The sequence below is a fragment of the Haloarcula sp. Atlit-7R genome, from assembly GCF_003666065.1.
GTDB classification, from domain to species: domain Archaea; phylum Halobacteriota; class Halobacteria; order Halobacteriales; family Haloarculaceae; genus Haloarcula; species Haloarcula taiwanensis.
This window is the reverse complement of record NZ_QXIK01000001.1, coordinates 609,281-633,101: the sequence shown is the minus strand read 5'-3', so window position 1 is coordinate 633,101 and position 23,821 is coordinate 609,281. Positions and strand designations below refer to the sequence as shown.

26 protein-coding genes are annotated in these 23,821 nt (G+C 63.1%); 8 read left to right on the top strand and 18 right to left on the bottom strand.

Annotation, left to right across the window (positions count from 1 at the left end; genetic code table 11):
• The first annotated feature begins 178 nt into the window (after positions 1 to 178).
• The 4 genes from arcS to D3D01_RS23960 all read left to right on the top strand — a co-directional run bounded on the left by arcS (position 179) and on the right by D3D01_RS23960 (position 3,801).
• Positions 179 to 1,966, top strand: coding sequence for an archaeosine synthase subunit alpha (gene arcS / locus D3D01_RS03300; protein WP_121511221.1), 1,788 nt, complete (start codon positions 179 to 181; stop codon positions 1,964 to 1,966).
• Between the two features lie 73 nt (positions 1,967 to 2,039).
• A complete protein-coding gene (locus D3D01_RS03295) occupies positions 2,040 to 2,447 on the top strand; it encodes a VanZ family protein (RefSeq protein ID WP_121511220.1) in 408 nt (135 codons plus the stop codon).
• A gap of 38 nt (positions 2,448 to 2,485) precedes the next feature.
• Positions 2,486 to 3,562 (top strand): archaeosine biosynthesis radical SAM protein RaSEA, encoded by a 1,077-nt coding sequence (locus tag D3D01_RS03290; RefSeq protein WP_101349238.1) that lies wholly within the window; start codon positions 2,486 to 2,488, stop codon positions 3,560 to 3,562.
• Between the two features lie 77 nt (positions 3,563 to 3,639).
• Entirely contained in the window at positions 3,640 to 3,801 is a 162-nt protein-coding gene (locus D3D01_RS23960) for a hypothetical protein (protein ID WP_198560215.1), read from the top strand.
• Positions 3,802 to 3,833: 32 nt separating this feature from the next.
• Here the strand turns inward: D3D01_RS23960 and D3D01_RS03285 are convergent, their stop codons facing one another.
• The 8 genes from D3D01_RS03285 to D3D01_RS03250 form a co-directional block, all read right to left on the bottom strand.
• Positions 3,834 to 4,562 carry a TOBE domain-containing protein gene (locus D3D01_RS03285; RefSeq protein WP_101349239.1) on the bottom strand — a complete coding sequence of 243 codons (729 nt, stop codon included), beginning with the start codon at positions 4,560 to 4,562 and terminating at the stop codon, positions 3,834 to 3,836.
• Between the two features lie 85 nt (positions 4,563 to 4,647).
• Positions 4,648 to 5,412: an amino acid ABC transporter ATP-binding protein gene (locus D3D01_RS03280; RefSeq protein ID WP_121511219.1), complete on the bottom strand. Its 765-nt coding sequence runs from the start codon at positions 5,410 to 5,412 to the stop codon at positions 4,648 to 4,650.
• Positions 5,412 to 6,098, bottom strand: a complete 687-nt coding sequence (locus D3D01_RS03275) for an ABC transporter permease (protein WP_101349241.1) — start codon at positions 6,096 to 6,098, stop codon at positions 5,412 to 5,414. The genes D3D01_RS03280 and D3D01_RS03275 overlap by 1 nt, the downstream gene beginning before the upstream one ends.
• Positions 6,099 to 6,130: 32 nt before the next feature.
• The gene (locus D3D01_RS03270) at positions 6,131 to 7,090 is read right to left on the bottom strand and encodes a substrate-binding domain-containing protein (RefSeq protein WP_101349242.1); all 960 of its coding nucleotides are present in this window, start codon (positions 7,088 to 7,090) and stop codon (positions 6,131 to 6,133) included.
• A 456-nt stretch (positions 7,091 to 7,546) separates the two neighbouring features.
• Positions 7,547 to 8,224, bottom strand: coding sequence for a phosphoribosylformylglycinamidine synthase I (gene purQ, locus D3D01_RS03265; RefSeq protein ID WP_101351395.1), 678 nt, complete (start codon positions 8,222 to 8,224; stop codon positions 7,547 to 7,549).
• Between the two features lie 52 nt (positions 8,225 to 8,276).
• Positions 8,277 to 8,531 carry a phosphoribosylformylglycinamidine synthase subunit PurS gene (gene purS / locus D3D01_RS03260; RefSeq protein WP_121511218.1) on the bottom strand — a complete coding sequence of 85 codons (255 nt, stop codon included), beginning with the start codon at positions 8,529 to 8,531 and terminating at the stop codon, positions 8,277 to 8,279.
• 50 nt (positions 8,532 to 8,581) lie between these two features.
• The gene (locus tag D3D01_RS03255; RefSeq protein ID WP_121511217.1) at positions 8,582 to 9,247 is read right to left on the bottom strand and encodes a hypothetical protein; all 666 of its coding nucleotides are present in this window, start codon (positions 9,245 to 9,247) and stop codon (positions 8,582 to 8,584) included.
• A complete protein-coding gene (locus D3D01_RS03250) occupies positions 9,247 to 10,122 on the bottom strand; it encodes a GAF domain-containing protein (protein WP_121511216.1) in 876 nt (291 codons plus the stop codon). The genes D3D01_RS03255 and D3D01_RS03250 overlap by 1 nt, the downstream gene beginning before the upstream one ends.
• Positions 10,123 to 10,242: 120 nt before the next feature.
• On the opposite strand from D3D01_RS03250, the gene D3D01_RS03245 reads away from it, so the two are divergent.
• Positions 10,243 to 11,226 (top strand): formyltetrahydrofolate deformylase, encoded by a 984-nt coding sequence (locus D3D01_RS03245; protein ID WP_101349246.1) that lies wholly within the window; start codon positions 10,243 to 10,245, stop codon positions 11,224 to 11,226.
• A 24-nt stretch (positions 11,227 to 11,250) separates the two neighbouring features.
• Here the strand turns inward: D3D01_RS03245 and D3D01_RS03240 are convergent, their stop codons facing one another.
• Complete coding sequence (locus D3D01_RS03240) at positions 11,251 to 12,285, bottom strand: phosphoribosylaminoimidazolesuccinocarboxamide synthase (protein ID WP_121511215.1); 1,035 nt, start codon at positions 12,283 to 12,285, stop codon at positions 11,251 to 11,253.
• Positions 12,286 to 12,437: 152 nt separating this feature from the next.
• On the opposite strand from D3D01_RS03240, the gene D3D01_RS03235 reads away from it, so the two are divergent.
• Positions 12,438 to 13,454, top strand: coding sequence for a sodium:calcium antiporter (locus tag D3D01_RS03235; RefSeq protein ID WP_121511214.1), 1,017 nt, complete (start codon positions 12,438 to 12,440; stop codon positions 13,452 to 13,454).
• A gap of 114 nt (positions 13,455 to 13,568) precedes the next feature.
• Positions 13,569 to 14,921, top strand: coding sequence for a 7,8-didemethyl-8-hydroxy-5-deazariboflavin synthase subunit CofH (gene cofH, locus D3D01_RS03230; protein WP_121511213.1), 1,353 nt, complete (start codon positions 13,569 to 13,571; stop codon positions 14,919 to 14,921).
• 202 nt (positions 14,922 to 15,123) lie between these two features.
• Here the strand turns inward: cofH and cofG are convergent, their stop codons facing one another.
• The 7 genes from cofG to D3D01_RS03195 all read right to left on the bottom strand — a co-directional run bounded on the left by cofG (position 15,124) and on the right by D3D01_RS03195 (position 22,396).
• Entirely contained in the window at positions 15,124 to 16,230 is a 1,107-nt protein-coding gene (gene cofG / locus D3D01_RS03225; protein ID WP_121511212.1) for a 7,8-didemethyl-8-hydroxy-5-deazariboflavin synthase subunit CofG, read from the bottom strand.
• Between the two features lie 188 nt (positions 16,231 to 16,418).
• A complete protein-coding gene (gene sop1, locus D3D01_RS03220) occupies positions 16,419 to 17,129 on the bottom strand; it encodes a sensory rhodopsin I (RefSeq protein ID WP_121511211.1) in 711 nt (236 codons plus the stop codon).
• On the bottom strand, positions 17,129 to 18,715 hold the full coding sequence (gene htr1 / locus D3D01_RS03215) for a sensory rhodopsin I transducer Htr1 (protein WP_121511210.1): 1,587 nt from the start codon (positions 18,713 to 18,715) through the stop codon (positions 17,129 to 17,131). Before htr1 ends, sop1 begins: the two co-directional genes overlap by 1 nt.
• An 82-nt stretch (positions 18,716 to 18,797) precedes the next feature.
• Positions 18,798 to 19,424: a 2-phospho-L-lactate guanylyltransferase gene (gene cofC, locus D3D01_RS03210; RefSeq protein ID WP_121511209.1), complete on the bottom strand. Its 627-nt coding sequence runs from the start codon at positions 19,422 to 19,424 to the stop codon at positions 18,798 to 18,800.
• Positions 19,424 to 20,200: a hypothetical protein gene (locus tag D3D01_RS03205; RefSeq protein WP_121511208.1), complete on the bottom strand. Its 777-nt coding sequence runs from the start codon at positions 20,198 to 20,200 to the stop codon at positions 19,424 to 19,426. Before D3D01_RS03205 ends, cofC begins: the two co-directional genes overlap by 1 nt.
• The gene (locus D3D01_RS03200; RefSeq protein WP_005536054.1) at positions 20,178 to 21,359 is read right to left on the bottom strand and encodes a tubulin/FtsZ family protein; all 1,182 of its coding nucleotides are present in this window, start codon (positions 21,357 to 21,359) and stop codon (positions 20,178 to 20,180) included. Before D3D01_RS03200 ends, D3D01_RS03205 begins: the two co-directional genes overlap by 23 nt.
• 113 nt (positions 21,360 to 21,472) lie before the next feature.
• Positions 21,473 to 22,396 carry a complex I NDUFA9 subunit family protein gene (locus D3D01_RS03195; protein WP_101349255.1) on the bottom strand — a complete coding sequence of 308 codons (924 nt, stop codon included), beginning with the start codon at positions 22,394 to 22,396 and terminating at the stop codon, positions 21,473 to 21,475.
• A gap of 140 nt (positions 22,397 to 22,536) precedes the next feature.
• Here D3D01_RS03195 and tmk point away from each other — a divergent pair, with 140 nt between their 5' ends.
• Positions 22,537 to 23,124 (top strand): dTMP kinase, encoded by a 588-nt coding sequence (gene tmk / locus D3D01_RS03190; protein ID WP_121511207.1) that lies wholly within the window; start codon positions 22,537 to 22,539, stop codon positions 23,122 to 23,124.
• Here the strand turns inward: tmk and D3D01_RS03185 are convergent.
• A complete protein-coding gene (locus D3D01_RS03185; RefSeq protein ID WP_121511206.1) occupies positions 23,121 to 23,441 on the bottom strand; it encodes a hypothetical protein in 321 nt (106 codons plus the stop codon). The two genes, tmk and D3D01_RS03185, sit on opposite strands and share 4 nt — an antisense overlap.
• Before the next feature lie 52 nt (positions 23,442 to 23,493).
• Entirely contained in the window at positions 23,494 to 23,724 is a 231-nt protein-coding gene (locus D3D01_RS03180) for an Lrp/AsnC family transcriptional regulator (protein WP_121511205.1), read from the bottom strand.
• Positions 23,725 to 23,821 lie beyond the last annotated feature (97 nt).

The window sequence follows — 23,821 nt, the reverse complement described above, 5'->3', positions numbered from 1 at the left end:
GCACGGGTGACCAACTGTCCCCGACATGGTTAGTTAGGATGCGGTTAATCGGCAGATAGCGCCCCGTTTGGGTGACGCGTGCCGACCGGGCTGACACGGCGACATGAGAGCTACGGGTCCCGTCGACGGCGCTGGCTCAAAGGCAAGATAGTTGGTTGCGCGTGGCCGACGCCATTGCATGACCGACTACTTTGAGGTCCACGAGCGCGACAGCGCCGCGCGAGTGGGTGCGTTGCGCCTCGCCGACCCCGTGACGACGCCGGCGCTGGTCGACGACGTGGACACGGCGACGCCGGGCGACTGTCGACACGTCCTCGACGACGCCGGCAGCCGCTGGCCGACGCCACAGGACGACCCCGAGGGCGACGAGTCCCTGCTCACCGTCCTCCCCCACCGCGGCCTGCCCGCCGGAACGCCGGACGAAGTCGCAGAGGCTTTCGCCGTCGACTATCCCGATGTCGCGTTCCCGAGCGCGGCCGTCGTCTCGCCCGACACCGCGGCCGACCACGGCAGCGACGCCTACGTGCTGGCCGGCGCGCCCGGCTACGTCGGACACGCCTCGGCGTTCGTCGACGCCGTCACGACCGTCCGTGAGGCTATCCCCGCAGACACCGCGCTCTATCTCCCGGGCGTCGCCACGCCGCGAAACGTCGCCGCGCTCGCCTATGCCGGGGTCGACCTCGTGGACCCCGACCGCGCCGTCGTCCGCGGGACCGAAGGCCGGTATCTCACGACTGATGAGGCGTATTTCCTCGAAGACCTCGACGAACTCCCCTGTTCGTGTCCGGCCTGCCAGCAGCCACGCGAGGCGTTCGACCGCGAGGACTGCGTCGAGCACAACGTCAACGCCTTGGCCGCGGAACTCCGGCGCGTTCGCCGCCGGATTCGCGACGGTCGCCTCCGTGACTATGTCGAAGGGCAGGCCAGACAGGACAACTGGCTCACCGCGACGTTCCGGCGGCTTGACCAGGGGTACGGCTACCTCGAAGAGCGCACGCCGCTCATCCGGCGGGCCGACCTCTCGGCGGCCAGCGACGACTCGCTCCGGCGGGTCGAAATCCAGCGGTTCGCCGAGCGGGTCACCGACCGCTACGTCCCGCGGTTCGACGACCGCCCGCTCGTGCTGGTGCCCTGCTCGGCGCGCAAGCCCTACAGCGACTCCCAGAGCCACAAGCAGTACCACGACGCCATCAAGTGGCGCGCCCACGTCGTCTCGATGACCTCGCCAATCGGCGTCGTCCCGCAGGAACTTGAACTCACCTACCCCGCCCAGCACTACGACTCCGTCGTGACGGGCAACTGGACCGCCACCGAAATCGAGTTCGTCAGCCGCGTGCTCGAACGCTATTTAGAAGGCACCGACTACCCCGAGATTATCGCCCACGTACCCGGGGAGGGCTACCGCGACATCTGCGAGCGCGTCGCTGACTCACTGGGACTGGAGTTCACGTACACGGTCACCGACCACCCGACGACGGCGGATTCGCTGGGGAACCTCGCCGCCGAACTGGAGGGCTGGGACCGCTACCCGAAACGGGAGCGCGAGCACAACACCATCCGCGCTGTCGCGGACTACCAGTTCGGCGAAGGCGCGGGCGACGAACTGTTCGACGACCTCTCGACGCAGGGCCGATACCCGCAACTGCGGGCCGACGACGCCGACGGAGAGCAGTTGGCGGCGCTCGCCCAGCAGTACGGCGTCCTCTCGCTTACGACCGCCGGGGCGCGCCGCTGGGTCGAGAGCGACGTACCGACGAAAACCGTCGAAATCGAACCGTTCGTCCCCCACGGTTCGGTGCTTGCGCCGGGCATCACCGACGCCAGCGACGACATCCGCGTCGGCGACGACGTGGTGATTCAGGGCGACGCGGCCTTCGGCGTCGGCCGCGCCCAGATGAGCGGGCCGGAGATGCGCTCCTCGACGCGGGGCATCGCAGTGCAGATGCGCCACGTCGACGAGCGATAACACGGTCCGCTGGCGTCGGGTACTACCGTCACCTGACCATGCGACTTATTTACCGAACGACAGAACCGCCACTATGACTGTACCGGGAGTCTGCCGCTACCTGCCTGCAGTTACGTTCTCGCTGTTATTACTCGTCACCTCGCTTCTCCCGGTGCCCGAAGGGGCGGGCGAGCAGGTCCCCGCGCTCCTCGGTTTCACACTGGATAAGTGGGTTCACGCGGCGAGTTACGGGACACTGGCGGTACTGCTCGCGTGGGGCCGACGCGCCCACCGTGCCACCACAGTTGTCGCACTCGTGGCAATCTCTATCTGCTACGGGGCCGGCGTCGAACTTCTTCAGGGGCTCGTCCCCTCGCGTGGGACGAGCGGCGCTGATTTCTTCGCGAACTCCCTTGGGGCCGCGCTGGCCGGGTTGGCGTGGCTTGTAACCCACCGAACCGGCGCACCTTCCGACCAAACCGACCCACAATCCCGGCAGTAACGAAGCGGCTTTACGCGCTCATCGGCTATCCCGCTTCAATGAGCAAGCCCAGTCCTGAGGTCTACGAGGAGGGCAAGGGCATGGACGCCCACAACTCCGTGATGCGTGACATCCGGTCGCGCAACGACTCCACCTACGACCCTCGTGAGCCGACTCGCGTGTGGCTCGACGAGGACAACACACCCGACGGCGTCTACCAGAGCCTGACCATCATCCTGAACACCGGCGGCTGTCGGTGGGCGCGCGCCGGCGGCTGTACGATGTGTGGCTACGTCGCTGAGAGCGTCGAGGGCGGCAGCGTCGCCCACGAGGACCTGATGGCCCAGATTCAGCACTGCCTCGACCACGAGGCCGAGAACGCCGACGAGCCGTCGGGACTCATCAAAATCTACACCTCCGGGAGCTTCCTCGACGAGCGCGAGGTGCCGGCGGAGACGCGTCAGGCTATCGCCGAGACGTTCGCCGACCGCGAGCGCATCGTCGTTGAGTCCCTGCCCGACTTCGTCGACGAGGAGACAGTCGGTGACTTCGTCGACGTAGGCCTAGAGACCGACGTGGCGGTGGGCCTCGAGACCGCAACCGACCGCGTCCGACACGACTGCGTGAACAAGTACTTCGACTTCGCTGACTTCGAGGACGCTTCCGAAGCGGCACAGGCGGCCGGCGCTGGCGTCAAGGCGTATCTGCTGATGAAACCGCCGTTCCTCTCGGAAGCCGAGGCCGTCGAGGACATGAAGCGGTCGGTGCGTCGGTGTGCCGCCGTCGACGGCTGTCACACCGTCTCGATGAACCCCTGTAACGTCCAGCGATACACGATGGTCGAGGAGCTGTATCACGACGGCGGCTACCGACCGCCGTGGCTCTGGTCGGTCGCCGACGTGCTAGAATCGACCGCTGACGAGGACGTCATCGTCGTCTCCGACCCGGTCGGCCACGGCAGCGACCGCGGCCCGCACAACTGCGGCGAGTGCGATGACAAGGTCCAGCGGGCCATCAAGGACTTCGACCTCCGGCAGGACCCGTCGGTGTTCGAGCAGGTGTCCTGTGAGTGCGAGGCGACGTGGGACGCTGTCATCGAACGCGAGCGCAGCTACTCGCTTCCGCTCGCTCGATAGGGCCTCCGAGCACCGGAATCCGTGTGACGCCCTGTCGACCAACGCTTATCCGTCTTTCGCGCATAATACTGTTCGATATGACCCCGAACGGTGACCCGGACAGGCGCAGCTTCAACACGCGCGGGACGGTCACAGAGTGTGATCTGTGCGGTGAACAGCGACAGTGTATCGACGGCGATGGGATGGTCGCCTGCAGTACCTGTCAGTCCGACCTGCTGCCGTCCGGCTGGGGTCTCTGAGGCACCCGCTGGAGCCACCGCACCCCGCTCGCTCACGATGACCCATCCGCCCGTGACTGGTCGAGAGCGGAAATGACGCCAACGGTCGCGGTTGCTTTGAACGAGGCGACAAGCTCCGAGCCGGCAGTGATGTCGAGCTTCTCGAGGCTTGTGTCGGTCACAAGTGCCGACAGCGTCGTGTCGGGGTCGACGGCCAGATCGACCAGCGCGATAGCGGTTCCCTCGTCGATACGCTCGACGGTGCCCGCGAATTGATTCCTCGCACTCGTCCCCGCTGGCTCGGGAGCCTCGTGCGGTGCATTCAGCGTCACCGAGTCAGCGCGGATGCCGACCTCCACCGCGTCGCCGGGACCCGCCTCGGTGTCGACGATAGCCCGGACCGTCCCCGACGGGGTCTCGACGGTCGCCAGTTCCCCGTCCCTGTCTACGACCGTCCCCTGCAGGACTGTCTCCGCTGCCGTCGCTACCCCGTCGAACTCCGCTTGCAGTCGCTGAAAGCGGGCCAGCAGTTGCTCGGCGGCGTCCGTGAGTTCGCTGCCGCCACCCCCGCTCCCGCCGCGACTGCGGTCGACCAGCGGGCCGAACGCGTCTTCCAGTTCCACGATGCGGCGCTGGGCGTGGGCGTAGGACCGGCCCAGCGCGTCAGCGGCGGCGTTCAGCGACCCGTGGGCGGCGACCGCTTGCAGGAGCGTCCGGTCGCGGGCGGTCAGCGCCACGTCGCCCTGCCCCAGTTGCACTTCGACGTCCGCAGTCGCGTCCATATTTTGACATAGTCGTTCCCTGATAAAGGTATTGCCACCGATCAGCGCTGCCTCCCACCGGGGATCGGAGTAGAGTACGAAGCGGTCAGTAGACCAGTTCGCCGGAGATGAACTTCCGTGTGCGGTGGTCCGACGGGTTCTGGAAAATCTCTTCTGTCGGGGCAATTTCGGTTATCTGCTCGTTGAGTAGCACTGCGACCCGGTCGGCGACCCGCTCCGCCTGGTGCATATCGTGTGTCGCCACCACGACACCGATACCCCGGTTCCGAGCTTCTGCAATCGCGTCCTCGATAACTGCGGTGTTTCGCGGGTCGAGGTCCGATGTCGGCTCGTCGAGCAGGAGCAGGTCCGGGTTGTAGGCCAGCGCACGGGCGAACGACACCCGCTGTGCCTCCCCGCCCGAGAGTGAGTCCGCGTGTTGATCCATCTTCTCGCGTAGCCCGACAACATCGAGGGCCTCACAAACGGCGTTCGCGGTGCCGTTCGAGCGAACTACCGACTGGAGTTCGTGCCGGAGTCGGGCGGCCCACGACCGGCGGACTCGAAGCCCGTATTCGACGTTCCGAGCGACCGGCGCGTCGAACAAGCTCGCCTCCTGAAACACCATTCCGATGCGTCGGCGCAACGACAGCCGTGTCGCCTCGTCGACGGCCCACACGTCCGTGCCGTCGAAGGTGATCGTCCCCTGGTCCGGTTCCAGTGAGAACGCGAGCAGTCGGAGCAACGTCGTCTTCCCGACGCCCGACGGGCCGATGACGGCGACGACCTCTCCGGGATTGACCCCGACAGAGAGGTCTCTGAACACGTCGTTGGCCCCGTAGGCGTGGGACACGTCCGTGACTTCGAGCATTATCGCTGGACCCCCTGATCGCCGAGTCGGATGACAATAGCGTTGATCGTCAACACGAGCGTGACCAGCACGGCCCCGAGAATCATCGCCGTCTCGTACTGTCCCTGCCGGGCTTCGAGTTGAATCGCGGTCGTCAGCGTCCGTGTTTTCGAGATGCCGCTCGCGCTCGTGATGTTCCCGCCGACGATGAGCACGGACCCGACTTCGCTGATGGCGCGGCCAAAGCCCGCAAGCACTGCCGTTGCGATACCGTATCGGGCTTCCTTGAGCACGACCAGCGCCACGTCGAGGCGTGTTCCGCCGAGGACGTGTGCGGCGTCGCGGACGTTGTCGTCGACGCTACTGATGGCGGCGAGACTGATGGCGGTAATCGGCGGCGTCGCGAGGACGAACTGAGACATGATCATCGCCTCTTTGGTGAATATCAGCTCCAACTCCCCCAGCGGCCCCTGGTTCGAGACGGTGAACAGCACGACGAGGCCGACGACCACGCTGGGAAACCCCATCCCCGTGTTGATGACTGACTTCACGAACTGCTTGCCGTGAAAGTCGGACAGCCCCATCACGATAGCAATCGGGATGCTGAACAGCGTGCTCAGCGTCACAGCTATAATGCTCACGTACAGCGACACGTACGTGATACTCGACACGTAGCCGTCCCGGAACGGAAGGTCGACCACGGCCATCGGCAGGTATCCGACTGACTCGAGGGGCACGCTTACTCGTCAGACGAGTTGCTACTCCAGCCTTCTGGAACGTACTGCTGGAAGTCTGGGTTTTCGGAGACGGCTTCAGGGAAGAACAACTGCTCCCCGTTGACCTGATAGTTCGAAATCGCGTCCTGGGTGTCTGGGCTGGTAATCCACCCGATGTATGCCATCGCCAGGTCGTAGTTCGCGTTGTCGTGGATGCCGGGGTTGACTGCCATAATCCCGTATGGGTTTGCGAGGATTTCTGGTCCATCTTCGATTGGCCCCTGCACCAGAATAACGAGGTCGATCTCCGAGCGCTGGGAGATGTACGTCCCGCGGTCCGAGAGCGTGTACGCGCCTTGCTGGTTGGCGATGTTCAGTGCCTCCCCCATCCCAGTCCCGGTCTCCTGATACCAATCCCCGCCCGGCTCGGTCCCCGCGGCCTCCCAGAGATTGAGTTCCTTCGTATGGGTGCCGGAGTTGTCCCCGCGTGAGACGAACTGGGCCTCCGACTCGGCGATAGCAGTCAGCGCCTCGGTCGCCGAGCCCATGCCCTGAATCCCTGCCGGGTCACTTTCAGGCCCGACGATGACGAAGTCGTTGAACATCAGGTCTCGGCGGTTGACCCCGTACCCGTTGCGCATGAACTCGTCTTCGAGGCCGCGGGCGTGAACCATCACTATGTCCGAGTCACCGTTACGGGCCGACTCGAGGGCCGCACCGGTCCCCTGTGCGACCGCGTCGACGGACACCCCGTACATTTCTTCGAAATCGGGGTGAATCTCGTCAAGCAGGCCCGTGTCGTACGTGCTTGTTGTCGTCGTAAGCGTCAGGGTCTCGCCCGACACGCCTGGCTGACTGCCTCCTCCGGACTCCGCTGCCGCTTCGGTCTGGCCACTGCTTTCCCCGGACTGGGCGCACCCGGCGGTAGCTGCTAACGCCCCGGTCCCTATCGCCGCAATGAACTCTCTTCGTTGTATCGGCATAGATACATCGTTGACCTAATAGCAAATATAATTTATGCTGAATAAACCGTTGCATCCGTTCTGTTAGGTCCACCTGTGGAAAGCGATAGCGGCCCCCCGTGGCTCGTCGTCCTACAAAGCACCTGCGACAATGTAGCCACTTGCGGTAGACACGAATCGAGTGGTGACCGCTGTTCCGTCAGCGATGAACAGTTGAGCAGAGCGGATGCGAGTGGCTGACGCACTCGACTGCCATCAACCGCAGCCAAATGCTTTGTCCGCTTGGATTTCACTTCCACTCCGGTACGCGTGTATTTATACGGCTTGACCGCCAAAGCCACTATAGGGGCCGCCGGACGATGTCACACGCTCCGCTGGTCCCTTCCCCTTTGAAACAACCCCAGATAGCCACACGGCTGTTCGAGCCCGGAACAGTCGCATCGGAAACCGTCGCGATGACAGGCAGGTCCGTGAACGTTACTCGGCGAAGCCCGCGAGCACGCCCTGGCCGTCAGTCCGACCGAGGTCCGACAGTGTTGCCCGCTCCGGATGGGGCATCATGACAGCGACGTGTTCGGCTTCGCCGGTGACGCCGGCCACACTGTGCTTCGAGCCGTTCGGGTTCGCCTCGGGTGTGACATCGCCGTTCTCGTCGCAGTACTTGAACAGGATCCGGCCCTCGGTTTCGAGTTCATCCAGCCGTTCGTCGGAAATCTCGTACCGACCCTCGCCGTGAGCGATGGGGAGCTCCACGACTTCTCCCTCTTCGTACTGGCTGGTCCAGGGCGTGTCGGCGTTCTCGACGCGCAGGTGGACGTGTTCACACTGGAAGCGAGCGCTCTCGTTCGTCGTGAACGCGCCGGGAGTCAGCGATGACTCACAGCCGATCTGTGCGCCGTTGCAGATGCCAAGCACCGGCGTTCCTTCGCTCGCGGCTTCGCGGACTTCTGCCATGATGGGCGAGCGGGCGGCCATCGCGCCGGCACGGAGGTAATCGCCGTAGGAGAAGCCGCCGGGGAGGACAACGCCGTCGATGTCCTCGGGAAGCCCGTCTTCGTGCCAGACGAGTTCGGCGTCGAAGTCCAGCGACTCTAGCGCTTGGACGGAGTCACGGTCGCAGTTCGAGCCGCCGAACTGGATGACGGCGATAGTCACAGTGACCACTCCGTGTGAGAACAGAGCATCGCCGTCAGTTGCGAGGCGATGCTCATTCTGCCTGTGCCACCTCGATGTCGTAGTCGTGGATCGTGGGGTTCGCGAGGAGTCGCTGGGCCATCTCCTCGGCGCGTTCGGCCGCGTCCTCGGCGCTGTCGGCGTCGAGGTCCAGTTCGAACACGTCCGCCGAACGGAGGTCGTTCAGCTCGAAGCCGAGGCGTTCCAGCGAGCGCTGTGTCGTCTCGGCCTCGGGGTCAAGGACGCCCCGCTTGAGCCGGACTGTGACGGTCGCGGTAAAGGCAGTCATTACTGGCAAGCGAGCGGGCAGTAGAGAAAACGCTTGTGTTCTCCCGACACTCAGGTCCCGGCACTGAGCGGCGTCCAGTCGGTCGACTGGTCGCGCAGGCCGGTCACGCGGAGTTCGAAGTCTTCCCGGTCGGCGCGAACGTCGACTCGCCCGTCGAAGAACTGTGCCACGCTTTCGACGACCTGCTCCCCGTGAGCGTCCGGGTCGAGCACGCAGACGCCGAGACCGTCTGCGGTTCCGATCCGACCGGTGATGGTGTTGAGGAACCGGTACACCGCCCGCACGTCGTCGCTGTACACGAGCAGCGGCGTCAGCGTGATGATACCGGTCCGGACCCGCGTGTAGCCGCTGGCGTACGTCGACTCGTACTGGCCGGAGTACTCGATACCGATGCCGGTCAGGTCCGCCGGCGTGTTGACCGCCGAAACGCTGTCTTCCGGCAGCTCGCCGCTTTCCTGTGCGCAGTCGATGACGCGGACCCGGTCGCGGTCGAGGATGCCGCCGTGGCGCTCGAAATCCTCCAATATCGTCGTGGCGTCGCTGTCCGTCGCGACGAGGACGGTCCCGCCGTCGGCGTCGGAGCTACAGAGCAGTCGCAGTCCCATCTCCCGCGCTCCGCTCAGAACAGGGCCGGTTACGAGCAGGCTCGTCCCCGGTTCGACCGGATTCAGCGGCAGTCCGTCGAACGCGTACGGCTCGTCTTGTCGCTGTGACATCAGTCATCCCCCTGCAGCTGGCGTCGCAACAGCAGTTGTTCCTCGACCTCGTCAGCGAACCGCTGGAGGTCGTCTAGTTCTGCCTGCGTGTAGCGCCGTGGTTCGCTGTCGGTGCAACAGACGGCACCGATTGCATTCCCCTCCCTGTCTGTAAGTCGGACGCCGGCGTAGGACCTGATATCGAGCTGTTTCAGCGCGTCGACTTCGGCGAAGCGTGGGTCTTCGTGGGTGTCTTCGACGACCATCGTCTCGTCTGTGAGAATCGTGTGGGTGCAGATGGTGTCCTCGCGGGCGAGAGTCCGCCAGTTGGCTCCCTCACACGCCACGAACCGCTCCTCGTGTTCGTCCATGAGGCCAACGAAGGCCACGTCGATGTCGAAGTGGCTGGTCATAAGTGCCGTCAACCGGTCAAACGCGTCGGTCGCTGCCAGCTGGTCGACATCGTACCGCTGGACGGCTGCCAGCCGTTCGGTCTCGGTCTCTGGAACTGGATAGGCTGCCTGCGTTATCTCGGCGGCAGCCATGGCCGCGACATCTGCAAGCCGCTCTCGGGATTCTGGGACCGTTCGCGGAACGTATTCGACGACCTGCTCGGGACTGCCGCGGGGGAGGTCTGACGGTGCGTGTTCCGTATAGAGAGCCACTACACAGGCCGGGTTTACCGAACGGACCGCGTCTACTACGTCGAACCCGTCGCCGTCCGGGAAGTCGAAGGCCGTCACAACACAGTCAACCGACCGGTCAAGTGCTTCGGTCAGCGTCTCGACGGACCCGACTTCCTTGACAGCGAGTCCGGCGTCGGCAAGTGCGTCGGCCGTCTCTGCGCGCTCGCCAGCGTCCGGCTGGGCACAGAGAACGGTCGGCGAATCACTCATCACGACCGTACACTCACAGACGGATACACAAAGGATTGGTGTCCACGCTCGGTGGAAAACGAAGGCTTTTGCCGTGGGACTGCCGACTCTGCGTCAAATGAATCACGACGCTGTCCGGAGGTGGGTATCGTGACGCGCGATTTGACTGAGATTACGGTCGTCGGTGAGGACGACACGGGCCTCATCGCCGAAGTGACCTCGCTGTTGTTCGAGCGCAGTATCAACATCGAGGACCTCGACCAGGCCGTCCGGGAGGGGGTCTTCCGGATGACCATGCGCGTCGACACGTCCGAGATGGTGACAACGGAGGAGAAACTCCGCGAGGACCTCACAGAACTCGGCGACGAACTCGGCGTTGACGTGCAGGTCCGATTCCCGGCCGACCGCGAGACACAGACCATCGCCGTTCTCGTCACGAAGGAGTCACACTGTCTGGAAGCGCTGTTCGAGGCGTGGGCCAACGGTGATCTCGGAGCCGACATCGAGGTGGTCATCGGGAACCACGACGACCTCGAACCGCTGGCCGCGAAGTACGACGTGCCCTTCCACGACATCGGCGACGAGAAGGGCACGCCCGACGAGGACCAGTTGCTCGACCTGCTGGCGGAGTACGATGCCGACCTCATCGCGCTAGCCCGCTACATGCGTATCCTCTCGCCGGACGTGGTCTTCCGCTACGAGAGCCGCATCATCAACGTCCACCCGAGCCTGCTGCCCGCCTTCCCTGGCGCGTCGGCGTACATGCAGGCCATCGAGGAGGGCGTCCGCATCGCCGGTGTCACCGCCCACTACGTGACGACCGACCTGGACCAGGGGCCGATTATCACTCAGCGAGCGTTCAACGTCCCCGACGACGCCACTGAGGCGGAACTTCAGCAGATCGGTCAGCCGCTGGAAGCTGAGGCGCTCATCGAGGCGATCAAGCTCCACCTCAACGATGAAGTGAGCGTCCACCGCGGCCGGACGAAACTGCGGGATCCCGAGGAAACCTCAGCCCAGCTCGGCGCGCCGGAGAAACTCGACCAGTTGAACCCTGACCGTCCCATCGACGGCCTCGGCGAGTTTGTTGCCGAGGACGACGGTGAAATCGAGGCTGACGACTGAAAACGCGCTATCCTTTTAAATCACTCAGAGTTCGCTCGCGGCGCTGACGGCCTCGTCGAGTGATGGCGCGTCGAACACGCTCCCCCCGACGTAGGCGTTCGTGCCGGCACAGTAGAGGTCCCGCGCGACCTGAATCACGTTCTCGTCGAGCGGCTGTGGCGACTCCGCACAGAGAGATTTCCAGTCGGCGACGCCGTCCGTGTCGGCTTGCTGTTTGGCATCGCTTACAGCCGCGACCCACTCGGGCTGTGTGCGCTTGTGGTACTGGCGGATGACCTCCTTCGAGACCTGCTGGCCCTCGTAGGAGAAGCGGTTCTCGTCGAACGTCCCGACCACGTCGGCGACGCGGATCTCCCCGTCGTAGTACAGGCACTCGATCTTCCCGTCTTCGTGGACCAGATCGGCCTCGGCGGCCTGCTGGGTGACGATGTGGTTGACCGCCCGGGCCAGTTCTTCCAGCCGGTCGATGTCGGCCGTCCCGGCGATGCGGTCGGCCGTCTCGCGGTCGAGGTAGCGGTCCTGCTCCTCGTATTTCGTCGAGAACTCGACGATTGGCCTGTCCAGGTCAACGACCTCCTCGGGCCAGGTGTCGTAGTCGAGGCCGTGGTCTGCGGGCTCGGTCCGAGACCGAAGTGACGACCCGACGCCCACGCGGTTCCGGAAGACGATTTCCAGTGGAATGAGGTAGTTCTCGTCGGCCCCCCGGTGGTAGGCGTCGTAGTCGTAGCGACCGCCCTCGAACGGGAGGTCCGGGACCTGCGTGAGTTCGATGACCATCTCTTCGGGGGCGGCGTCGGCAGACAGCGCCTCGCCGAGGTCTACCACTTCGTCGTTGCCGGGGAGCCTGACGCCTTCGTAGTGTGTCGGAACGTGGTTCTCCTCCAGTAGCTGGAAGTTGTACGCGCCCATCGTACACAGCGACGCGCCCTTGTCGGGGATCTGGTCCGGCATCTTCCCCCAGTCGAATACAGAGTAGTCGTCCGTGAACACGAACGCACCGCGGCCCAGTTCCTCGGCCGTCGCCGGTTCGTCCACGCGGAAGTCCTTGACGCTCGTCATTGTGCCCGCCTTTCGCGCCGGGGACAAAGACGTTTCTCATACTGTTGGCTGTAACTATTTTCAAGGTATTCGCGGTAGCGAAATTCGCTACAGGCAGTATCACTCGCGCTCGGAAGGCAACGTTTTCCGTCGGGCCATCGACTGATTGGCTGATGGCTCCCAGTCTGTTGGTCGAGGCTGCGATCATCGTCGCCGCGACGGTCGCAATCTGGAAAGGCAGCGACTGGCTCGAATCGTCGAGCGAACGGCTCGCGACGTACTACGGCCTCCCCGAAGTCGTCCAGGGTGCGATAATCGTTGCTGTCGGGTCGAGTTTCCCGGAGGTCGCGACCGTCGTCGTCGCGGCGCTTGGCGGGTCGATGCCGCTCGGCGTCGGTGCAATCGTCGGTTCAGCTATCTTCAACATCCTCATCATCCCCGCTGCTGCGGGCATCGCCACGGACGACCAACTCGAAGCGAGCCGGACGCTCGTCTACAAAGAGGCGCAGTTCTACATGCTCGCCGTCTCGGTCCTGCTCATCACGATGGCGCTTGCGGTCATCTACTACCCCGGCGAGGCCACACTCACTGGCGTCATCACGCGGCCGCTGGCGGCGATTCCGCTCGCGCTCTACGGCCTGTACGTCTTCATCCAGTATCAGGATACGGCCGACCACGACCCTGAAAAGGACTGGACTGCCGACATCTCGGTCGGGCGGGAGTGGCTCTTCCTCCTGCTGGGCCTGGCTGTCATCCTCGTGGCCGTGGAGAATCTCGTCCACGCAGTCGGCGTCATTGGCCGGGCCGCCGGCATTCAGGAGTTTCTGCTCGGCGTGACGATTCTCGCGGCGGCGACGAGCCTCCCCGACACGCTTGTCAGTATTAAAGCAGCCCGCGACGACCGCGGGGTCACGTCGCTCGCAAACGTGCTCGGCTCGAACACCTTCGACCTGCTCGTCGCCATCCCGCTTGGCGTTCTCATTGCCGGTACGTGGACCGTCGACTTTGCGATGGCTGTGCCGATGTTCGGCGTCCTGACCGGGGCGACGATTCTCCTGTTTACCGTCCTCCGGACCGACCTCGTGTTGAGCGAACTCGAATCGTATGCGCTGCTCGGCGCTTATGCGGTTTTCGTCGCTTGGGTTATCGTCGAGACTGCGGGCTGGGTCGGCGGCGTGTTACCGACCTGATGCAGCGGTCCCGGAACCGCAGCCCCGTGTCGCCCGAAACACGGGGTCCTGTCGACCCTGTGGACCGTGTGCGTACCCATACGCTTTTGACCGTTCTTTCCCTCCTGTCCAGCAATGCCGGACGTCCCAGAGACCGTCGGTACCCCGGACGGCTCCACCGAGTTCGAGCACCGTCCGACGACTGACCAGTCGTTCGAGAACGCGCTCGCCAAGGCGAGAAACGGGACGCGACTGACAGTCGACGACGCAGTCGAACTCTTTACTACGGGCACCGACCGGGACGGCATCGACCACGACCGGAAAGAGCAGGTGCTCGAAGCGGCTGACCGCCGCCGGGCCGAGGTCGTCGGCGACGAGGTCACCTTCGTCGCGAACCTCAACAACAACGTCACGACGGCCTGTAACACGGGCTGTCTGTTCTGTAACTTCAAGGACCGCTCCGAGCAGTTCCGGAGCGAGTATCAGGAGGACCACGGCGGCTTCACGAAGACGCCGAGCGAGTCCCGCGAAATCGTTCAGGACGCTCTCGACCGCGGCATCTACGAGGTCTGCTCGGTGTCGGGACTCCACCCCGCGCTCGCGCTGGACGACGAACACAGAGAGATACTGGAGACCAGCGACCGCGGCGACCTGAACTACCGCTCGCCGGCGGAGTACGAGAAAGACCCGGCCACCTACTGTGAACAACTCAGCGCGATGAACGTCGGCGACGTCCACCTCCATTCAATGACGCCGGAGGAGGCCTATCACGCCCGCCGCGGCACCGACTGGTCCTACGAGGAGGTGTACGGCCGGCTGAAAGAGGCCGGGCTCGACAGTGTCCCCGGCACCGCCGCCGAAATCCTCGTCGATGAGGTCCGTGACGTTATTTGTCCGGGTAAGATTGGGACCGACGAGTGGCTCGAAGCGATGGAGGCGGCCGCGTCGGTCGGTCTCGATATGACCTCGACGATGATGTACGGCCACGTCGAGAACGAACGCCATCGCGCGCTGCACCTGAAGCGTATCCGCGACCTGCAGGACCGGACCGGCGCGATTACGGAGTTCGTCCCGCTATCCTTTGTCCACGAGGAAACGCCGCTGTACGAGCGCGGCATGGTTGACGGCGGCGCAACGGTCGACGAAGACGAACTGCTGATTGCTGTCTCCAGACTGTTCCTCGACAACATCAACCACATTCAGGCCTCGTGGGTCAAATATGGCGACACGCAGGGACTGAAGATGCTCACCTGCGGTGCCGACGACTTCATGGGGACAATCCTCTCTGAGGAGATTACCAAGCGCGCCGGCGGCGACTACGGCGAGTTCCGCTCGTTTCAGGAGTACGCCGATATGATTTCCGCTATCGGCCGGACGCCCGTCGAGCGCTCGACGGACTACGAACAGCGCCGCGTCATCGACCCTGACGCCGACGTGCTCGGCCCGCAACTCGGACCACAAGCTGACGGAACGCCGTTACTCGACTGAAGTAGTAGACCACGGCTGGGCACTGGCCGTGGCCATTGTGGTAGAGTATTTTGCCTGGAACTGCTGTCAGAGGCACGTCCAGGCATGATATATATTGGTGTGCCAGTGTATGTGTAGCTATGGCCTAGACGACTAGGTGATTGGTGTCCGGGATCTGCTCCGACTGTAACGGCAGTTCACGCGAAGAAACCGACAGGCAGTCTCATGAGGCTCCCGGATTCTCGCCCCGGTTCAGTATCGACCGGAACCGTTCGCCGGCGTCGGTATCAGCCTCGATGGCCGCCTCGATGGGATCCGAGAGCCAGCCGTTATCAACGAACCGGTCGTAGACCGGTAGCCGCTCTGTCAGTGGCACCTCGGCGGCCTCGGCGACGGCAGTCAACTCCTGTAGAGCGGGCCACTCGTACTCTGGGTTGATGTGGTCGACCGTCACTGGGGAGACGCCGCCCAGGTCGTCGATGCCACAGTCGGTCAGGTCACGGGCGGGCGCAAGGTTCGGGGGGACCTGAACGGACACCGCCTCGGGCAGGGCCGCGCGGGCCATCGCCGTCACCCGGCGCATCGTCGCCAGGTCGGGGGAGCCGCTCCGCCATCGCTCGTTCTCGACGACAGGCTGGACGATAACCTCCTGAATGTGACCATACCGCTCGTGCATTTCGCGGATAGCGAGCAAGCTCTCGGCGCGGTTGTGCCAGTCCTCGCCGATCCCAACGAGGATACCCGTTGTGAACGGGACGCCGAGTTCGCCAGCCACTCGGAGGGTGTTGAGCCGCTGGCCGGGGTTTTTTGCTCGTGGACCGCCGTGGGCCTGCACCTCGGTGGTCGTCTCCAGCATGACGCCCATCGAGGCGTTCAGGTCGGCGACGTGAGCCATCTGGTCGCGCGTCTGGTCACCCGGGTTGGCGTGGGGGAGCAACCCCTCTTCCAGCGCGATTTTGCAGGCTTCGCGGAGATACTCGTGGATGGAGTCGTAACCCCACGCGGCGAGCTGGGCGTGTATCTCGGTGTAGCGGCCGTCCGGGTCGTCGCCGAAGGTGAACAGCGCCTCGGTGCAGCCGGCGTCGGCCCCCCGGCGACACGTCTCCCGGATTTCATCTGGGTCCATCAGCTCGGCCTCTCCCGGCGGATCGTAGTACGTGCAGTAGGTACAGGTGTATCGGCACGCGGTCGTCAGCGGCAGGAACACGTTCCGGCAGTAAGACAGTGCTGACGCCGCCCCGACGTCCTCGGGCATCACCGACAGCAGGCGCTCGACGTCATCGTCCGGAATGTCGATGGCGATGTCGTACGCGTCCGTGCCGGGTATCACGTTCCGGGGTCTGCACCCTATGGATAAAAAGTTTCAGTCGTGTGTGATAGCCTGTGCCAGTAGTTGTAGGCGGTCGAAACAGGGCGCGCGGCAACAGAATCAGTGTGTCGCTACACGCCGAGCACCTGTGAACCGGTATCCGCGCCGAAGTACCGCGTGGTCGACGATACCTCTGTGGTCGTACCTGTTCAGTCCGCCGGCGTTACTGTGGCGTCGCCCGACTCCCGAAGCAGTTTCGTGGCGAACACCTGCCGTCGGGCGTAAAAGAAGTACACGTAGGGGACCTTCGCCAGCAGGTCGAGGAATGCATAGGTGATGCTGACACCGACGTAGGTCGCGAACCCAAGTCCTTCGGGGCCAGCAAGCCAGACGAGCGGATACGCGATCCACAGCAGCCCGACGTGGTTCTTGAGGAGGCTAAACAGACCGATACGCTGTGGGTCGTCCGGAACTGAGCGCGGGAAGACGAGGTACAGGTAGGCAAACAGCGAGACGTGGAACATCGCCGAGAGGCCGAACAGCGCCCATTTCAGTGTTCCAGCAGTGACAACCGCCCCGACGCCTGCAAGTATCATCAGGGCGTCCGCCGCCATAACCCCGACAATCGCCCGTCTCGACGCGCCCGCAGTATACCCGATAAATCCGACGAGCAACGGCGTCGTCACCACCCAGTCGAGATATCGGAACCCGACAAGCGTCGTCTCACCAATGGTTACGGTGCCGATACCGAACGCCATCGCAACGTACGAGAGGCCTGCAACTGCCGGTATAAGCGCCAACGCCCCCAGAACCGACCGTTCGTCGGACCCCTCAAGCGACGCATAGAGGAACCCGACGATAGCGACACCGACCGCAAAGCCCGCGGCGGTTATCCCGTACACGACTGCAACGGCGTCCATCAGTCGTCACCCCCGACTGACGGCGACCCTGCGACGCGTCTGTGGCTCGCCGCCGTAGTATCTGTGTCAACAGTAAATAGTCGCACCCGGGATTCGAGGTCGTCAACCGCGGTTTCGCGGAAGGAATCGAGTGAGTCGGAGATCGACTTGACGACGTCCCGCTGCCGACGGATCTGTGTCGACATTTCCTCTGCAGTAGTCGCCGTCTCCGCACTTGCTTCAGTGACAACCTCTATCGAGTCGGCCGTCGCCTGCACGGTGTCTGCCTGTTCCGAGGTCGTCTGTCGCATCTCCTCGATGGATGCTGAGATGTCGTCGACGGCCTCCGCGATTGTCGCAATCTCCGACAGGGCCGACTCAACGGTCTCAGTACCAGTTTCGACTCGCGTTTCGGTCGCCTGTATCGAGGCTGTCACCTCTTCTGTCTGCTCAGAGACCTCAGCGATGACCGTTGCTATCTCGTCAGCCCGTGACTGCGTCTCTTCAGCGAGTGACTTGACTTCGTCGGCAACGACGCTGAACCCATCCCCGTCCGCGCCGCTGCCCTGTCCACCAGCGCGAGCGGCCTCTATCGACGCATTCAACGCCAGCATATTCGTCTGCTCTGCGATCTCGGAGATGATGTCCGCGATGTCGGTTATCTCGGCCATTCGCTGCTGGAGGGTCTCGACCTGTGTGACAGCTTCAGCTGCATCAGCCTGTATCCGGTCCATCTCTGTCAGGGCTGTTTCTGAGGCTGCCCGGGCGTCGTTGCTGGCCTCCTCGACCTCACGGCTCCGGTCGGCAAGGCTGTCAATTGTCGCGGCGATTTCCTCTGCCGACGCGCTCACGTCCTGAATATCGGCTGCAGCTGATTCGAGCTTTGTCTGCTGATCGGTTGCCTGCGTCTGGATATCGGCAACCGTTTCCACAGCCGCGTCTACCTCCTGTTGGACTTGCTGACTCGTTTCGGTAATCTCGTCAGTTTCGGTTGTGATACGCTCGGAAACGGCGGTGACCGTCTCGATTGTCTCCTGTAGCTCGTCCATCATCCTGTTGAACGACTGGCCGACGGTTTCCATAGCGTCGTACTCAGTGGCCACATCGACACGCTGCGTGAGATCGCCGTCTGCGGCGTCTGCCATGACCGTCCCGTACGCTGTTGCAATTTCCTGGTAGGCTGTGGCGAGTTCCCGTGCTTCCTCCTCAGCGGCCTCTGCTTCGGCCTGTGCCTCGTTTGCGTCAATCTGTGCCTGTTCGAGGTCCGCCCTCGCAGCCTCCATCTCTGACAGTCGGTCGCGCAACGAGACGCGCATTTGCTCGATGGAGTCAGCAAGGTCCCCGAACTCATCGGTCCGCGTCGAGACGATTTCGCTATCGAGGTCCCCGTCTGCCACCCGCTGTGTCTGTGCTGATAACTCAGTGATGCTCGCGACCGTTTCGGCTGCGTTGATCGAGCCAAGTGTCAGTAAGCCGGCGATGCCGGCGACGACTGTTGATGCGACATCCTGTGTTACCACCCCGACTGTGATAAGGAGGGTAGCCGTTGCGATGTATCCGACACCGAGCTTGGCCCCATAGCTCTGCTTGACACTAGATACAGTCACATATGAATAGTAGTCTGAGACTACCTAAATGTAAACTCGGGAGTATCAGGATTGATATTACGGCGGCGGAGACTGGTCCAAACTACCGAGATCGCTGCACGTCGACTCGCCCATCGGTGGCTGTCAGCTCGAACCCTGACTGTGTGAGCCAGTCCGCGGCCGCGCCGTCGCTGTGTAACAGCACCTCTGCGAGATCATCCGGTTCGTCGATATCGGTCGCGAGCCGCCGCGAGTCAATTTCGGTAACGCTGGCTCCCACGTCTCGGACGGTCTCCCGATGGTCGCGGATAGACGCGCCGTGGTAATCGACCCTGAATTCGGGGTGCCGACAGACGAAGGCGTTCGTCCCGCCGCCCAGGCCCGGGGCCAGCACCACGTCGGCTTCGGGAGCGAGCAGTCGCTCGATGCTCTCATGAGTCACGAGCGGGAGGTCGGCCATCACGACGGCAAGCGCTCGTTCGCCGTCAGTCACTGTCGACGCGAGCAGGTCGTTGACGAGCGCGTCGAGTCCGCGGTCGTCGACGGTGACCGGCACGGCACAGTCAAGCGGTGCTGTCGAGATGATCTCGGGTTCGTGGCCCGCCGCTGTCACTGCGTCGACGACGTCTGAAAGCATGGCTTCAGTAAAATCACGGCGTTCGGCTGGAGACAGAACAGACGCAAGCCGCGTTTTGGGGGCAGACCCCGAGACGGGGACGACAAGACGCATTACAGCTTGGAGTACTCGTCCTCACTCATCTGCGTGTACGCGTAGTAGCCGCCACCGACCAGCAACAGGAGGACGACAAGTCCGCCGCCGACCAGCAGGAGCGTTCGCTGGGTCTGGGCGCTCTGCTGGGCCTGCTGTGCCTGACTCTCAGCCTGCCCGGCGAGGTCCTGGGCGTTCTGGAAGTTCCCGTTCTCGTATGAGGAGATGGCGCTACTGACCAGTTCTTCGGCGTTTTCGTTCCCACCGGCCGCGTCGATTGCAGCCTGTGCGTCGTCGATCGCTTGCCTCGCGGCCTGACTCTCTTCGGTGTAGTGGTGAGCGGTGTCGCTGCGGAACTCCTCTTCGTTGTTGCCGCTGATTCGACTGAGCGAGGCGACCTGATAGTTCTGTGCCGGGTCGTACGCGTAATTCGAGATGGCTGGCGTCGTGCCGACGAGTTCGACGCGGACTTGGTCACCGTTGTTATCGATTTCCAGATCCTGTTCGAAAGACTGGTCGCCGTAGGTCTCTTGATTCACCTGATTCCCAGCACGCAACACGGTGACCGTCCAGCTAACGTTCTGGAGTTCGGTCGAACCGGCAAGTGTCCATTCGTTCGGCGCATCGGTAAACGGGTCGTCTATCGTGTACGTCACCGACACCTCTTCGCCGACGGCACTCTCGGTCGGCACCCCGTCGGCAGAGACAGAGAACGCACTCGCTGTGCCGGCAGTCGCGAGCAGCGCGACAACACAGAGGAGTGCGACGGTCTTGTTAGAACAGCGGATCAAGTTCATCTTCGTCGTCTTCGACCAAGTCCTCTAAGTTATCTTCGCTTTGGTTACGGATGTCGTCGATGTTGTCCTGGGCCTCGATGGCGACCTGCTGGAGTTCCTTGATTCGCGGAACGTTGTGGACGCCGGCCAGCAGGATGGATGCGGCCACTTTCGGGGCGTTGGTCGGATAGTCGCCACCGCGGACCTCCATCGAACCGGTTTGCTCCTCAAGCCACTTCCGGCCGCGCTCAATTCCCTTCCGGTTCAGGTGCTCCGGCGGCCCTGCCATCACGAGGAGGGCACGCTCTGCACCCTCGATCTCACAGGGGAGTGTCAGTCGGCCGAGCGCGGCTTTCCGGACGAGCGACGTGATACGATTCGTGGTGTTGGCCGTATCCATTCCGTCGTCGGACGAGTCGTCGCCCTTGAACCGCGAGAGCAGGCCGCCGCCGCCAGAAGACACCTCGACGTCCTCGGAGGCGTAGCCGACGGTGGAGACGCCGCCGCCGTCGAGCGTATTGATGATTTCCGAGGAGTCGACGACACTTTCGGCGACGTTGTCGCCGGCCTCGATCTCACCGGCTCCGAACAGCACGCCGAAGCGGCGGACGATTTCCTCGTTTATGTGGTCGTAGCCTCCCTCAACGGACTCGCCGGTCTGTCGCCAGGCATCGTTGTCGAACACCATGAGGTTGTCCACCTCGCGCACGAACGTCTGGAACGACCGAGCGGCGTTGAGGGTGTAGATGCCACCCTCGTCGCTGCCCGGCAGGACGCCCAGACCGTACACCGGTTCGGTGTAGATGCGCTTGAGGTGTTTTGCGACGACCGGCGACCCGCCCGACCCCGTCCCGCCGCCGAGGCCGGCGACGATGAGGAAGGCGTCGACTTCGTGGACGGGGATGTTGTCAATCGCACCCTGCACCTCGTCGATGTCCTCTTCGGCGATTTCCGCGCCGAGTTCGTTGTCCGCGCCCACGCCATGGCCCTTGACGCGAGCCTGGCCAATGAGCACTCGATTCTCTTCCGGAATGTGTTCTAGCCCAAGCAGGTCTGCTTTTGCTGTATTGACCGCAACAGCCGAGCGGACGATTCCCGAGCCGGTTTCCTTGTCGTACTCGAGGAATTTGTCCACAATTTTGCCACCGGCCTGCCCGAAGCCGATCATCGCCAGTTTCATTATATGGTTCTCCGCTTAAAGGGTCAAAGAGCGATGGCGAGTATAAGTGTTTTGCCCGGCTCTCAGCCCTGAAAGCCAGGATTGAAAATCAATACTATCTAACACAATTCTCTTTAGGAAGTGGCTACTGCTGGCGCTTCTCCCCTGAGATATCCGCTGAGTGTCGTTAGAGAGTCACTACTGACACCGAATGCATCTATTTCGTTGGTCGCTGGCGTGTTATCGAATTTGAGTGACCGGTACTGGTCGGCACCCATCGGGAACCCGACACTTCCCAAGACAGAGAGCCCGACCTTCGCTAGTGGCATCGGAAGGGGGACGACGCTTACTGACGACCCCTCGGCATCGTACACCTGATTGGTCACGTCTCTGAGCGTCAGTACTTCCGGCCCACCGACCTCGTAGGTCTCGCCGACGTGGTCTTCGGATTCGATACTGTCGACGAGCATCGGCACGAGGTCACCGACCCAGATCGGCTGGAACGTCGTCTGTCTGCCGCCGCCGGGAAGCGGATACAGCGGGACACCCGGCGCGAACATCCCCTTGAGGCGCTTCGTGAAGGAGACAAACTCACCGCCCTCACCGAAGACGACCGACGGGCGGAAAATGGTCCAGTCCAGCGAAGACTCCGTAACAACCTGCTCAGCCTCTCCCTTCGACCGGATGTAGTGTGTGTCGCCGGTGGGGTCTGCACCCAGTGCGCTCAGCTGGACGAACCGGTCGACGCCGTGCTCTTCTGCGGCCTGTACGCTGTTTTCCGTCCCGCCGAGATGAATGCGCTCGTGCATCTTGTCGCCGCCGTCCGGTTTGAACAGGGGCGACAGTGCGACCAGATAATACACCGCGTCCTGATTTTCGAACGCGCTCTCGATACTCCCGTAGTCTGTGACGTCCCCGGAGACGGTTTCGACACCGTCTGGTAGTGTTGCGTCTTCTGGTGACCGAGACAGCGCAGTGACGGTGTGCCCTCGCTCGTCGAGCTCACGGCATAGGTGTTGTCCGATGAATCCGGTCCCGCCGACGACAAGTACATCCATGGACTCCAATACAGTTGGTAGAACCGTAAAGGTGAGCGTATTTGTTTGGTCGACGGGCCCGCAGTCCGGTCACTTGTGTCAGGCTACGGATGCACCGTTCAGGTCGGGGCGCTTACGTCCCCCCACACAGATTGTGAGGTATGCTCGTCACGCTCGAAGGACTGGATGGGAGCGGCAAGACGACCGTGTGGGAGCGGCTCCAGCGCGACAACGCCGTCCCCAGCGAGGCTGTGTTCACGCGCGAGCCGACCGATACCTGGTACGGCGACGCCGTCCAGCGCTCTATTAACGACGACGACGCGGACTCGCTGGCCGAACTGTTTCTCTATACGGCTGACCACGCTGCACACCTCTCGGACACGGTCCGACCGGCACTCAGCGAAGACCGGCTCGTTGTCTCCGACCGCTACAGCGACTCTCGGTACGCCTATCAGGGTGCGACACTCGAAGCGAGTGAGACCTTGGACGACCCGCTGTCGTACGTTCGCGAGGTCCACGCGCCCTGGACCCGGCCGCCGGACCGGACTGTGTATCTCGATCTCGATCCAGAAACCGCCGCACAGCGAAGCGGCGCGACGAACAAGTTTGAGACGGCAGAGTATCTCACAACGGTGCGTGACAACTACGAGCGACTAATCGAAGCCGACCCGGAGCGGTTCGTTCGCGTCGACGCAACCGCCGACCCGGATGCTGTGTACGAACAGGTCCGAGCAGCGATTCTCGATTAGTCCATCGACGCCGGTAGTTCGACTTCGTCGGGAGCGGGCATCCAGAAGTAATCGAACGTCATCCCGGTAGCGAGTGGAATAACGATAGTTACGAGGAGGACAGCGGTCTGACTCCCGAGGTTCGCACCGAGACTGAACACGCCACTCAGCACCAGCAGGATGACGACCATGACTACCGGACAGAGGAGCAGCGAGTAGATGAGGCTCCCCCACCGAGTGTGCAAGCGGACGCGGAAAAAGCGCGTCATGAGCGCCGTCACAGCACTGTTGACCAGCACGATGACGAGCAGGCCGATAATACCGGCGACACTGACCATGTTCGCCGTAGGGCGGCAAGTCCCTTTGCGGTGTCGGAACAACGCGGGGCGCTCACTCCAAACAGATGTACGTGCGCGTGTCGTCGACGCCGTTGAGGTCTCGGATGTGACCCGAGACCGACTGCATGATGTCGTACACCTCGGTACCTGTCGCTTCGGCGATGATGTCGTACTGCCCGGCGACGATGTGTGCCTCAGTGATGCCTTCGGCGTCTCGAACTGTCGCAAGGAGGTCTTCGGATTTGCCGGCAGCCGTCTTGACCATAATGAACGCGCTAACCATATTATGGTGTGTCGTGTCATGGCACGAAAAAGGTTCCGTCAGGAAAAAACAACGGCTGTATTGTTTGACGGCGTGGTCAAGGCGTCCGGTGGTTCCA